14 protein-coding genes and 1 pseudogene are annotated in these 13,201 nt (G+C 38.2%); 7 read left to right on the forward strand and 8 right to left on the reverse strand.

Annotated features, from left to right (window positions below):
• Positions 1–21: 21 nt before the first annotated feature.
• The 3 genes and pseudogenes from V1L66_RS04260 to V1L66_RS04270 all read right to left on the reverse strand — a co-directional run bounded on the left by V1L66_RS04260 (position 22) and on the right by V1L66_RS04270 (position 2,132).
• Positions 22–831: pseudogene (locus V1L66_RS04260) on the reverse strand (SDR family NAD(P)-dependent oxidoreductase).
• A 2-nt stretch (positions 832–833) separates the two neighbouring features.
• Positions 834–1,535 carry a GDSL-type esterase/lipase family protein gene (locus V1L66_RS04265; RefSeq protein WP_312124340.1) on the reverse strand — a complete coding sequence of 234 codons (702 nt, stop codon included), beginning with the start codon at positions 1,533–1,535 and terminating at the stop codon, positions 834–836.
• Entirely contained in the window at positions 1,536–2,132 is a 597-nt protein-coding gene (locus V1L66_RS04270) for a TetR family transcriptional regulator C-terminal domain-containing protein (protein ID WP_333006778.1), read from the reverse strand. It abuts the gene before it with no gap.
• A gap of 181 nt (positions 2,133–2,313) precedes the next feature.
• Between V1L66_RS04270 and V1L66_RS04275 the strand changes: the two genes are divergently transcribed.
• Together V1L66_RS04275 and V1L66_RS04280 are read left to right on the forward strand one after the other, a co-directional pair.
• Entirely contained in the window at positions 2,314–2,673 is a 360-nt protein-coding gene (locus V1L66_RS04275; RefSeq protein ID WP_016992092.1) for a VOC family protein, read from the forward strand.
• An 82-nt stretch (positions 2,674–2,755) separates the two neighbouring features.
• A complete protein-coding gene (locus tag V1L66_RS04280) occupies positions 2,756–3,841 on the forward strand; it encodes an S-layer homology domain-containing protein (RefSeq protein ID WP_312124341.1) in 1,086 nt (361 codons plus the stop codon).
• A gap of 40 nt (positions 3,842–3,881) precedes the next feature.
• On the opposite strand, the gene V1L66_RS04285 is transcribed toward V1L66_RS04280, so the two are convergent.
• Complete coding sequence (locus V1L66_RS04285; RefSeq protein ID WP_016992093.1) at positions 3,882–4,628, reverse strand: arylamine N-acetyltransferase; 747 nt, start codon at positions 4,626–4,628, stop codon at positions 3,882–3,884.
• 186 nt (positions 4,629–4,814) lie between these two features.
• Here V1L66_RS04285 and nagB point away from each other — a divergent pair, with 186 nt between their 5' ends.
• Positions 4,815–5,528 (forward strand): glucosamine-6-phosphate deaminase, encoded by a 714-nt coding sequence (nagB, locus tag V1L66_RS04290; protein ID WP_333006776.1) that lies wholly within the window; start codon positions 4,815–4,817, stop codon positions 5,526–5,528.
• Between the two features lie 20 nt (positions 5,529–5,548).
• Here nagB and V1L66_RS04295 read toward each other — a convergent pair whose 3' ends face one another.
• Positions 5,549–6,448, reverse strand: a complete 900-nt coding sequence (locus V1L66_RS04295; RefSeq protein WP_312124342.1) for a DMT family transporter — start codon at positions 6,446–6,448, stop codon at positions 5,549–5,551.
• Between the two features lie 121 nt (positions 6,449–6,569).
• On the opposite strand from V1L66_RS04295, the gene V1L66_RS04300 reads away from it, so the two are divergent.
• Together V1L66_RS04300 and V1L66_RS04305 are read left to right on the forward strand one after the other, a co-directional pair.
• Positions 6,570–7,475, forward strand: a complete 906-nt coding sequence (locus V1L66_RS04300) for an LD-carboxypeptidase (protein ID WP_016992095.1) — start codon at positions 6,570–6,572, stop codon at positions 7,473–7,475.
• A gap of 15 nt (positions 7,476–7,490) precedes the next feature.
• Complete coding sequence (locus tag V1L66_RS04305) at positions 7,491–7,892, forward strand: cytidine deaminase (protein WP_016992096.1); 402 nt, start codon at positions 7,491–7,493, stop codon at positions 7,890–7,892.
• 362 nt (positions 7,893–8,254) lie between these two features.
• Here the strand turns inward: V1L66_RS04305 and V1L66_RS04310 are convergent, their stop codons facing one another.
• From V1L66_RS04310 to V1L66_RS04320, 3 genes are all read right to left on the reverse strand, one after another.
• Entirely contained in the window at positions 8,255–9,841 is a 1,587-nt protein-coding gene (locus V1L66_RS04310) for a catalase (protein ID WP_312124343.1), read from the reverse strand.
• A 296-nt stretch (positions 9,842–10,137) separates the two neighbouring features.
• Positions 10,138–10,647 (reverse strand): hypothetical protein, encoded by a 510-nt coding sequence (locus V1L66_RS04315; RefSeq protein ID WP_016993723.1) that lies wholly within the window; start codon positions 10,645–10,647, stop codon positions 10,138–10,140.
• A 15-nt stretch (positions 10,648–10,662) separates the two neighbouring features.
• Positions 10,663–11,352: a B3/4 domain-containing protein gene (locus tag V1L66_RS04320; protein WP_016993722.1), complete on the reverse strand. Its 690-nt coding sequence runs from the start codon at positions 11,350–11,352 to the stop codon at positions 10,663–10,665.
• A gap of 59 nt (positions 11,353–11,411) precedes the next feature.
• Here V1L66_RS04320 and queG point away from each other — a divergent pair, with 59 nt between their 5' ends.
• Positions 11,412–12,542, forward strand: coding sequence for a tRNA epoxyqueuosine(34) reductase QueG (gene queG, locus V1L66_RS04325; RefSeq protein ID WP_312124344.1), 1,131 nt, complete (start codon positions 11,412–11,414; stop codon positions 12,540–12,542).
• 158 nt (positions 12,543–12,700) lie between these two features.
• Positions 12,701–13,174: a tRNA (uridine(34)/cytosine(34)/5-carboxymethylaminomethyluridine(34)-2'-O)-methyltransferase TrmL gene (trmL, locus tag V1L66_RS04330; RefSeq protein WP_016993721.1), complete on the forward strand. Its 474-nt coding sequence runs from the start codon at positions 12,701–12,703 to the stop codon at positions 13,172–13,174.
• Positions 13,175–13,201: the final 27 nt, after the last annotated feature.

The following is a 13,201-nucleotide window of genomic DNA, read 5'->3' on the forward strand; positions in this document are numbered from 1 at the left end:
AGTAGGGAGCCTTGTGAAACATTAGGTTAAACGTGCATTACGACTCACTTTACAAACCATTCTCATTAACGCTTTGTGTAAAAAAGGAAAAATAGTAAAAACAACATCCAGTGTTTTGCGCATTGGCATTGGACAAATGATAGGCTTATTTTGATGAACACCCTCTATAGCCATTTTTGCAATTCACTGAGGTGAGATCATTTTTTGCTGTTTTAATTGTTTGGTGATAATTGATTTATCCATATGAATCGCCTTTGCATTATCGAAAATTGGTGTATCCACAAACGTTGGACATAAAGTACTCACCTTAATCCCGAATTCCTCAGCCTCATAGTGTAGAGAGGTTGTTAGTCCTATAACAGCATGTTTGGTAGTAGCGTATGCAGTAGAAAAAGGAGAAGGTCCTAACCCTGCAGCAGAGGAGGTATTGACGATATGACCAAAACCTTGTTTTTTCATAAGTGGGTAGCCTATTTGAGTCCCATAAATGACACCCCATAAATTAATGGCCATAATTTCTTTCCAATCCTCAATAGTCATTTCACCCATCTCCCCATACATAGCGATACCAGCATTATTAAACAGATAATCTATACGGTGAAATTCTTCAAATACATCATGAATGACAGAAGCTACATTTTTGTAATCGGTTACATTTAAATGTACAAATTTTACATTGGCGATATCCTTATTTAACTCTGCTTCTAACACACGACCCTCATGATCTTGAATATCAGCAATAATGACAAATATATGTCGAGCGATTAATTCTTGGCAAATAGCCTTTCCTATCCCTGAAACACCGCCAGTAACAACAGCAATCTTTCTCATCTTTAGGACCTCCCGATTTTGTCTCCTTCGACTTTATAAAGTTCAATGATAGAGCTATATTGCTGTGCCACTAAATCAGCACCTTTACTATTCAAATGAACACCATCTAAAGTTACATGTAGCCCTCTTTTTTGAGATAATTTATCGATACGTAAAGGACTTTTGTAAAATAAAACATCCAGTAGGACTCTTATTACATTCGTATTAATAAAGCCTGAGCACTCCAAATGTTCTAAATGCTCTTTAAAGAGATTTTGCATATTTACAAAATAAACATTGCCAGATTTCATTGAAATAGACTCCATAACAGACGTTAATTGTGTTATTTCTTTGTTAGAGTGATTTTGAAGATCTTCTCCTACTAATGCTGGAGATACTAACACTACATTTTTAGAAGCGGCATGTGCCTTCTCTACTACTTTGAGGCAGTACTCTTCGAATTCAATATGATCCTTTGCCACTGGTTGTGCTTGCACCTTTAATAATTTTGAATAGACGTCATTGACGCCTATCCAAATAATAAGGAGATCATAGGAAGATTGGAGTGGTGCTTTTTCCAAGCGAGTAAATAAACTTTTAATCGTCTCGCCTGGATTGCCAAGATTATCGAATGAAATATGAGGATATTGAAGTTTCAAGACATTATAAAATGAAACGCCTGGACGACCTTCTGTTAAGCTATCACCTATTAAACCTACTTTCATTTAAATCCCACCTTTTTTAATTTCTTTTAAGAAAATCGTTATTGCCTGTTGAAAGAGTGGTTCTAATGATTTTAAATTTTGAGTATTGGTGAGCTGACATAATCCACCTAGCCATGTACCAAGTAAGATGGTCCATGTATCAACATTGCCATTAATAAATTCGTTTTTGTCGATGCCCTCTTGAAGTATTGCTCGATAAGCATTCATTGGCGTAATAGCTAAATTAAATAACTGTTGTATAGAATCAGGACTTGATTTTGGATTAGATGCCAGTTCCTGACCTGACTTTAGTAAAGGTGTTTGATACTCATAGAGGACATGCATGGCCATACCATACAATTTATCTGTTGATGTGGTGTATGAAGATTCTTGTTGCAACCATTTGTCATGCCAATTTTTCATCGATTGCTGCGCCAAAAGCACAAATAACTTTTCTTTATTTTCGAAATGATAATAAATATGTCCTTTACTATAACCAGAGGCTTTCGCAATATCACCAACAGATGTCTGATTATAGCCATGTTGAGAAAATAATTGGATGGCATGTTTGATAATTTCAATCTTTGCCTTATCACTGTCATAGCGTCTTTTAGTCAATGTTGTACTCCTTTAATGATTTGAACAGTCGTTCTAATTTAATTATACATAATTTTCTAACTAATTAAATACATAAATTTTTTATTCGGAATATTGTCAAATTTCTAAAGCCTTTAGGAAGGGAATTCCAATTAATTGTTGAATTATTTGCTTATGCTAAAAATAAAGAGGAGGCATATGGATGGGAAGAGTGATTGGCTTTGAATTAAATAGTCAGGAACCGGAGAAAGCGGCAGCTTTTTATAGTAAAGTGTTTGGCTGGGAGGTGGCAGCTCCAAATTGGGATTATTGGGCAGTTATGACTGGAAATGAAGACAAAGCTGGAATAAATGGTGGCATTGGTAAAGGACCAAGCGATTTTCCACATGGTACAAGAATTCAAATTGAAGTCGATGCAATTGACGAAGTCATTGCACAGGCAAAACACAACGGTGCTACTATTTTGCGTGACAAAATGGCGTTTGATGATTTCTATCTTGCTTATTTGGTCGATCCGACTGGAATAGGGATTGGATTAATTCAATATAAAAATAACGAATAAAGTCTCTTTTAATAGAGGCTTTTTTCATTTTAAGCATATGAATACGCCTTTATGGGTAAAGAATCGAAGGAGGAGGGATAATGTGAAGAACATATTGAAGCTAGTATGTTTGATCCTGATAACGATTGGTATTTTACCAAAGGAAGTGCAGGCAGCCAACTTTATCGATCTAACGGATGATACATTGACTACAGAAATTCATTATTTAGTAGAACAGGATATTGCGAAAGGGTATTCGAATAACTTGTTCAAGCCGAATGATTATATTACGAAAGCACAGGTAGCTGTAATGCTAACACGTGCTTTAGGATTAAACACGATCCATGTACAAAATCCAAACTATCAAGATGTAACAACCACCCATAAATTTTATAAAGAAATTGCGGCTGTGCAAAATAAAGGTATATTTGATACAGCCCATAAATTTCAACCAGATGCACCGCTTACAAGGGGGGAAATGGCGATTGTGCTAAGTAGGGCCTTTCAATTAAAAGGTTCAGATCCTTATTATTTTACAGATGTGAGTAAGCAGACACCGGGTTATAAAGAAATTTTAACTCTGGCCCATAATCATTTAGTAAGGGGCTATGAGAATGGTTCGTTTAAACCTAATGACCCTGTTACACGCGCCCATTTCTCAGCGTTTTTAGCAAGAGCAATGACGCTATCAAAGCCTAACTTGCTAAAGGACCCCGCATTTGAATATACGTATGCCTATTATTCTTTAAGTGACAATAAGCGTTATACTTTAAACTATCAATATCAGCAACACGACGGTAAAAATGATGTATGGACAGTCAAAAATGTAACTACAGGACAAACTATTTCTGATGAGCTTTTATATGGTCATGATCGAGCATACGGTCAAGCCGTTGCTAGTGAAGCTAACACACATTATGATTTATATATAGAACTGCCACTTAGAATAGGTGTTGTTTTACATGAAGATGATCCAGGGATTTCTGCCGGGGAACGAGTAACTGTAAAATCTACTGATGGCACAGTACAAGCTGGTGAAGTGCAATATACGGGCGTGGTTATAGTAGAGAAAAGGTCAGAATTTAGTGATGTGGTGAAAACTTATTATTTTGTAGATGATATAGGATTAGTCAAAGAGCAACACAATGACATAGTTGTGTTTGAATTGCTCAATCGGACAATGAAATAATCTGAAAAGGAAAGCAAGCCACCGATGGACTTGCTTTCCTTTATTGTTGTAATGAGATATGAAAAAAACGCTGTAGAGCTTGCAGCCATTCCTTCTCAGTGTTTGTTGTATAGGTAGTTAAGGATTGACCTTCATAAATTCTAAATTCGTTGTTCATCATGGTATGACGACCACGAGTGGTTCGAATCATAGCAATTTTATTTATTTGCTTGGAAAGTCGCGGTGCAAATTTTGCATCATTGGCATTATCGTGAAAACTATAAAGCAAACGCCAACTATGTTTAGCTTGTTCCAACAGCATCCAACCATTCGCTTCATCATAATCTATTTTATATAATTCTTTACCTTCACGATGTTGATGGCCAGCAATTAGTGGCACTGGTTTACAGGGCGCTAAGGCACCGACACCTACATCCGAGATATAGAATTGACCACCATCATTCACTAACAATAATTGATGCATGGGGATTTCCTCTGGAGGAGTATTTTCCGTTATGTTGCGCCAAAACTGTGCATAGCGATTGGTGACAGAAAAGCCAAGCTCCCGTAAGAGCCAGCTGAATAAGATATTTAGTTCAAAACAATTGCCACCACGTTTATCAATAATTATTTTTTGAAATAAATCAGGAATAGCGAAGGAGATCCCACGGTTCAAGGCAACATCTAAATTTTCATAGGGAATGTTTAATAGATGTTTAGTTTGTAATTGTCCAAGTAGCTGTATAGATGGCTCTAACGTTCCTTGAAATTGAATATGCTGTAAATAGTGCTGAATCTGTTCATTCATACAATCGCCTCACTTCCTTATTAATAACATAACCGAAATAGTCTAGGATTACACGCATAAAATGAAGTAGGAAATGATAGAAAAATAGATAAATAACTAGTAAGATTAATATATTAGCTACTATAAAGTGAAATATTATACATATTAGTTAATAATATTGATAGTAAGGTAGGTATCGTATAAAGAATGAAATGGATAGAAGTGAATACATACGAGGAACTTAGTGAAGTGGCAGCTACTATTTTCTCCAAACAAATACAAGAGAAACCTGATAGTGTTTTAGGTTTAGCAACTGGTGGATCACCTGTAGGTATGTATAAGAAATTAGTGGCTCGACATCAGGCTGGCCATTTATCTTTTAAAAAAGTACAAACCTTTAACTTAGATGAGTATGTAGGTCTTGAGCAAACAAGTCCAGCAAGCTACTTTACATTTATGCATGAGAATTTATTTAATTTTGTGGATATACAGCCGGAAAATATCCATTTGCCAAATGGGAAGGCAGCCAATTTAGCAGAAGAATGTGCTGCATATGATAAGCGCATTGAAGAAGCAGGAGGCATTGATTTACAGCTTCTTGGCATTGGTGTAAATGGACACATCGCTTTTAATGAACCAGGCACATCGTTTGATTCCAAGACGAATATCGTGGAGTTAACAGAGTCCACAAGAACAGAAAATGCTATTTACTTTGATGATCCATCTGAAGTACCAACACATGCGATTACAATGGGCATTCAATCCATAATGAAGGCAAAGGAAATCATCCTCATTTCCTTTGGTGAAAAAAAACTCCCAGCGATTGAAAAATTGAAAAGTGGTCATATTACAGAAGAATTTCCAGCTAGCCAATTATTAAACCATCCTAATGTTACAATAATTTATGGCGGTACGAATTAGGAAAAATAAGCGAAGACTTCTTAGGATTGAAGTCTTTGCTTATTTGTTTTTCCTGATAGAATAACTCCTGCAACAACCGCTAGTCCACCTATAAGCTGAAATGAATGCAATTTCTCATCAAGAAAAAGGACGGCAAAAATGGAGGAGAAAACAGGAATGAAATTTAAATAAATACTTGCCTTGTTCGCTCCAAGCTGTATAACACCACTGTTCCAGCAGAGAAAAGCAATGATAGAGGCAAAAATACCAACATATAAAATAGCAGCAATGGTTGCCCATTCCCAATGAATTGCTGTTGTACTAGACAGTGTTTCATAGAGAGAAAAAGGGAATAACACAGTAGCTCCAATTCCAATCGTCACTAGAAAGGTAGACTGCCCTGGTAATCGAGTTGCATACAGTTTAATGAGCAATGAATACACGCTCCAACAAAATACCGCTGCGATTACAATTAAGTCCCCTTTGTTGAAAGTAAAATTGACAATCCTTGTAAAAGAGCCACCCATTATAATAAAGGCAACTCCACTCAGTGATAGAACGGTCCCTATTAACTGATATTTTGATAGTTTTTCCTTTAAAAAAATAAAGGAGAGTATGTAAATCATTATGGGCGTAGAAGAGTTCATCAACGATGCATTAATGGATGTTGTGTAATGCAATCCAATGTAAACAAGCGTGTTAAATGCTGTAACACCTGTTAACGATAGAATGATAACAATGAACCAATGATTTTTTAGTATCGGCCATTCGCGCTTTAATTGGCGGAATGCAATGGGAAAAAAGATAATAAAAGCGACACACCAGCGTAAAAAGGCCAGTGTTAGGGGAGGGATAGCTCCACTAACGGCACGTCCAATAACAAAATTACCACCCCATAAAAGAGTTGCCAGTACTAATAATATATATGGTGGAATTTTCATGATGCGATAACTCCTTTATTGTTCGAATATTAAGGTTAATTATAGGCATCTAGCATAGTAATAATCAATGCCTCTAAAGTTTTGCTATGCTAAAATAAGGAAAACAAGAGGAGGAATAACTGTGAAAAGTACCGTACCATGTTTACAAGAAGGAGATTTAGTTGGTGTTGTTGCGCTTTCAAGTCTTGTCGAGCCTGAAAAACTAGGAGAAGCAGTAGCCTTTTTAGACGAATTGGGACTTCGCTATATTGTGGGTGAAACGATTCATGCAAAACATGAATATTTAGCAGGGAGTGATGAAATCAGATTAGCTGATTTTCATGAGATGGTAAAAAACCCAGAAGTCAAAGCAATTTTTTGTGTAAAGGGAGGCTATGGCTCTGCCAGATTAGCTGAAAAAATTGATTATGCCTTAATAGAAGAAAATCCTAAAATTTTCTGGGGCTTTTCTGATGTTACATATTTACATTGTGCGATTAATGAATATGCCAATATGGTAACATTTCATGGGCCAATGCTTATGTCAGCTAAGATGGATGATTTATCAAAGAAAATGTTTTTACAGCTATTCTCTCCGATGGAAATTCAGTATACAGAGGCGATTTCTCCGTTAACAACGATTGCTGGAGGTATCGCACGTGGTGAAGTAATTGGAGGAAATCTCTGTCGTCTTGTCGGCACACTTGGTACCAAATTTGAAGTGAGGACTGAAGGCAGGATTTTATTAATAGAGGATGTAAATGAAACAATTCCAGTTATTGATTCGATGCTTCAGCATTTAAAACAAGCAAGGAAATTTGAGCAATTAGCAGGAGTCGTCATTGGTTCATTTACACAGACAGGATCTGATGAAGCGGCACTTCATTCGTTAATGAAGGAGTATTTTGCAGATTTAGGGATTCCAGTCGTGGCAGGATTTAAAATTGGACATGAAACAACGAATATTGCCATTCCATTAGGAACAGAGGCTATTTTAGATGCACAGGAAAAGATGTTGAGGCTATTACCAGGCGTGCATGAGGAATAAGGAGACGTAAGTAAGATGAATATAGAAAGAAAACTTTATGAAGCAGCGGTAGCATTAGCAGTAAAAAGATACCCCTCTGGATGGGGAGGAGCCGCAGCTTTATATACCGCAGATGGGCAAATTTTAACAAGTGTCGCACCAGAGGTCATGAATGCTGCTACTGAATTATGTATGGAAACAGGTGCCATCCTAGAGGCACATAAATTGAATACAAAGGTTACGCATTCGATTTGTGTTGCTAGGGAAGACGAAACATCTAAATTTGTAGTGCTGACACCCTGTGGAGTCTGCCAGGAAAGACTTTTCTATTGGGGAGAGAATGTAAAGGCGGCGATTACGAATGCAGATGGTGAATTGGTATTTAAATCATTAAAGGAAATTCAACCTTATCATTGGTATAAGGCATATGAACAATAAGCAAAAGACATTACAAAAAATGTAATGTCTTTTCTTAATGTTGCAAAACAGTCAATTGAAAGGTAGAAATGGATTTCCGTTGCAGGCTACTTGCTTTCCTGTGTGAGCGCCGAGCCGCTTCCTCCGCTACCGCTCCGTTTAGAGGCTTGCCTGTCTCGTATCCCACGAGAGGTCTAAATACCGATAATGGGCTATTTGATCGTTTTGCTACTATGAAAAAGTAAAGACCTTTGCAGAATGGTTGATTGGAGTGGAGCCAGCGTCACTCCTAGGAGATTTAGCGTTGCAGATGAGACCCTAGAGCGAACGGAAATGAGTGAAGCGGCTCAGGGACGCCCCCTGGATCATCTTTTTTAGCTTCGTTAATAAGGCTCGGCATCGCGTCCTTTCTTCACTGCATCTTGAGGTGCTTGATCACCATTGATATTGCCAAGTGGTTTTGATGCTGAGGAGTCTTTTTGAGCGTTGTGCAAACCTTCCTTCAGTAAGCGACCATATTCTTCATCGGCTTCTTCTGCCAAAGCAATCATGGCGTTTTGAATGTCCTCATGACAGACCGATAGATCACGTATTAAATTTTCAAGAAGTTCATCGCGCTCCCACTGTTCAAAGTTACGATAAGTTTCACCAGCCTGTTTGGTATTACTTTGACGATCAATTGATTCACGAACAAGGTTTCCTTCAATGAATGGTGTATATTCTTTACCAGCCTGTGTTGCTTCCCTTAATCCATTCAGCATGGATGGCTCATAATTAATATGTGGATTTTGGCCAGGTGCCAAATCACGCTTATACATCATCTGCCCACCATGTTGATTGGTTGCTACACGTTTTTTCGGTGCATTAATTGGAAGCTGTAAGTAGTTGGCTCCCACACGATGACGTTGTGTATCAGAATAAGAGAAAGTACGACCTTGCAACATTTTATCATCAGAGAAGTCTAAGCCATCGACAAGTACCCCTGTGCCGAAAGTAGCCTGTTCTACCTCAGCAAAATAATCTTCAGGGTTTTTGTTTAATACCATTTTGCCCACTGGATACCATGGGAATTGATCGTTAGGCCAAAGCTTTGTATCATCCAATGGATCAAAATCAAGCTCAGGGTGTGGACCATCCTCCATAATTTGAACATGTAGCTCCCATTCAGGGAAGTCTTTACGTTCGATGGCATCATATAAATCTTGTGTAGCATGATTGAAATTCTTCTGTTGGATTTCTTCTGCTTCTTTTTGTGTTAAATTTTTAATTCCTTGAAGCGGTTCCCAATGATATTTGACAAGGACTGCCTTGCCTTCACTATTCACCCACTTATACGTATTAACCCCAGAACCCTGCATCATACGATAATTTGCAGGAATTCCCCATGGAGAGTACACGAATGTTACCATATGGAAGGTTTCTGGTGAGCTAGCACAAAAATCAAAGAAACGTTCAACGTTTTGAATATTAGTAATGGGATCAGGCTTAAAAGCATGAATCATGTCTGGAAATTTCAGCGCATCGCGGATAAAGAAGATTTTTAAATTATTGCCCACCAAATCCCAGTTGCCATCCTCTGTATAAAACTTTACTGCAAAACCACGGGGATCACGTAATGTTTCTGGAGAGTGCCCACCATGGATAACAGTTGAAAAGCGCACAAAGACAGGCGTTTTCTTCCCTTTTTCCTGAAAGACTTTTGCGCGTGTATATTTAGAAATGGGTTCTTTGCCAACAACACCGTAGGATTCAAAATACCCATGTGCTCCAGCACCACGAGCATGCACAACCCGTTCTGGAACTCTCTCTCTGTCAAAGTGGCTCATCTTCTCTAGAAAATCATAATTTTCAAGTGTTGCAGGACCGCGATTACCAACTGTTCTTAAATTTTGATTGTTTGTAATGGGATGTCCCTGTCGATTGGTCAATGTCATATCTTGCTCATGTGTTGAATCATTTTGCTGTGTCATAGTATGACCCCTTTCCTATAGATACTTCCATTTTGTCCTTGAATGGGGCAAACTAGTCATCCAAATTATTCTTTGAGTAAATAAAAAAGCTCTCCATACATAAATGTAGGAGAGCCTTGGATGGCGTTTTCAAATGGAATCAAGTTGTTTTGAGTATGGCCATTGCTTATAGTTGGTCATTAGTCATCGGTCATACAGTAACAGGTAACTTGTTATTGGTTTTTAACTAATTAGCCAAAAAAGCTAGATTTGAAAACAGCACATCCAACTCGGTTTGGAGTCTCACCGCCCCGAGTCTAGAAATAGCGGGAATCGTCAAAATTAATTTGAATACTGTAATTTTTTGAATTGATAAGATTGGATAGTTTATGTGCATCCTTTTCGAGTTGCGTTGCTCGTTCTCGGTATTCATCTGGCTCATACAAAGCGATTTCATATAACATTGTATTTTCGCCATAGCCAAATCTTACACTCTCTTTTTCTCGCATACTGAAATCTTTACACAAATCAGCCTCGGCACGGAGTTGTGTTGCTAGTTCGATGGCTTCTACTAGTGCTAGCTTTTGCCCTTTAAAGTCTACTGTGTTTTGGATGTTTGCTTCGTAAACGAGGCGGTCTAATGTACGAGTATCTAGACGAACTTGGGCTAAGTCAGCTTCAATAAGGGGGAGTGCTCGATTACTTGTTTTAGGGGCTTGTCCCTTTTCAACTGTTACAAAGGCACTGCGATGTAGTTCGTTTACTAGCTCTTGAGTTTTCTTTCCTAAAATACTTTTTAGTTTAACAGCTTCTGCAAGATTAATCACGAAAACACGTCCTTTTTATAGTGTTATAGATGGTACATCATTTGATATAATTGCGATTTGATAATGTCCGCCATGAATTTGATTAAACATTTTCCCAGCTGACGCTAGCAGTTCATTCGCTGCATCATTTGTTAAGGAAGGGCGGAAATAAAAAATATGTAACGCATCAGTTGTTTCCTCTGTGACAGCTGTGCGTTTAGAATCAACAAAAGGTGAGCCAAATGCTCCTACCTCATCACGACTATACAGAATATTTTCTAATGTGTTAAAGCGCCCATTCAAACCTTCATAACCAATTTCATCATGACCAAGATCAATTTCTACAAAACCTTTGATTTGAGCGACATCATATAGCCCAATTGGCATTTCATATTGAAGAGAAAAGAAATTATTTAAATCAACACCCGAATGAATTGGTGTTAAATAGTTTTGCTTACTAATTCGACGCATTAAGCTTTCTGCTGAGTGGCGATAACGATTTGGATCAGCACCAAGCTTTTTCCAGACTTGGCGCCATTCCGCAATACCCTCACGCTGTGTGACAGGAAGTTCCTGCATTTCAAGAAAGAGATTTTCTTGATACAATTGCATACGCCCTTTAATCATTTGAGGGGATTCCGCTACAACAATTTTGGTATAATGAATAATGCCGATTTTTAGCTCGGGATGTTGCGTTAATAGAGTTTGGTTAATGGAAATTTCCAATGAACATCACCTACTTTATCTATTTCTAATATTGTACCATGTAAGGAGTTGGAAATAAAATGAACATACACGACCTACAACGTGATTTTGTGGCATATGCGATGTCCATTGGTGTTGATAAAATAGGTATTACAACTGCAGCTCCCTTTACAGAATTAAAAAACAGATTGCGTCGCCAGCAGGAGCTCGGCTATCAATCAGGATTTGAAGAAAGTGATATTGAAAAGCGTACAGAACCCCTTCAATTACTAGATGAAGCAGAGAGCATTATAGCAATAGCTGTTGCTTACCCTTCACGTATGCAAAATGCACCAATTGGTAAAAAGGGTGCGCGACGTGGAATTTTCTGCCGTGCTTCATGGGGTGTCGATTATCATACAGCATTACGTGAGCGTTTAAAGCTATTATCTGCTTGGCTTGAGAAACATGTCGAAGGTGTACGTATTGAATCAATGGTTGATACAGGAGCACTGGTAGATCGTGCGGTAGCTGAACGAGCAGGCATTGGGTGGAGCGGAAAAAATTGCTCGATTATAACGCCTGAATTTGGTTCCTATGTGTATTTAGGAGAGCTTATTACAAATATTCCGTTTGCGCCAGATAAGCCAATGGAGGATGAATGTGGAGATTGTCGCCTGTGCTTGGATGTTTGTCCAACAGGAGCATTAATCCAAGGTGGACAATTGGATGCACAGCGCTGTATTGCTTTTCTAACTCAAACGAAGGGAACATTACCAGATGAGTTTCGTAGTCATATCGGTAATCGACTCTATGGCTGTGATACATGCCAGACAGTATGTCCTAAAAATAAAGGGAAAATTAATTGGATACATGAAGAATTTGTGCCAGATCCAGAGCTAGCCAAACCATTATTGACACCGCTTTTAACGATTTCTAATCGAGAATTTAAGGCAAAGTTTGGACATGTTTCAGGCTCATGGCGTGGGAAAAAGCCTATTCAGCGTAATGCCATCTTGGCACTAGCTCATTTTAAAGAGGAAGCCGCCATACCAGATTTGATTGCTCTACTTCATAAAGATGACCGTCCTGTCATTCGAGGCACAGCAGCATGGGCTTTAGGTAAGATTGGCGGGGATACAGCACAAACTGCCTTACATGAAGCAGAAGCTACAGAGCAGGACGAAGAGGTGCTAAGTGAAATTTATAAAGGTTTGCAGTTTTTTAAGTAACATTGGATGTAGAAGCAAATGACTAACTACAATTTAGGGATGAAATCAATTGCTTGGAGTTCCTATGATTGAGAGCGGAGCCGCTCCAAAAGAATAAGCCTTCGTTAACTTTTTAAAGAGCCAACTTAAAGAATTTTTTAATAAGGAAGTGTGTCGTTATGCCATTGCATATCGTTTTATATCAACCAGAAATACCAGCTAATACGGGGAATATTGCCCGTACCTGTGCGGGTACTAATACATCGCTCCATTTAATTCGTCCGCTAGGTTTTTCAACGGATGATAAAATGCTGAAACGGGCGGGCTTAGATTATTGGCATAGTGTAAATATTGTCTATCATGATTCACTTGAGGATTTTATAGCGTACTCTAAAAATGGAGATGTTTATTTAATCGAAACATACAGTGATGAGCCATTTACGAAAAATGATTTTAGTGATCAAGATCGTGATATTTATTTTATGTTTGGAAAAGAAACTACGGGTCTGCCGAAGGACTTTGCTTATGAACGCCGAGATATGTGCTTACGTATTCCACAAAGTGATCATGTGCGATCACTTAATTTGTCCAATACGGCTGCGATTGTTATTTATGAGGCATTACGTCAACAAGGATATCCAGGTTTACATTAAAAAGCAGTTCTCCGCTGAGAGAACTGC

Origin of the sequence: Lysinibacillus sp. IITD104, from assembly GCF_036698265.2 — a bacterium.
Classification (GTDB): Bacteria; Bacillota; Bacilli; order Bacillales_A; family Planococcaceae; genus Lysinibacillus; species Lysinibacillus boronitolerans.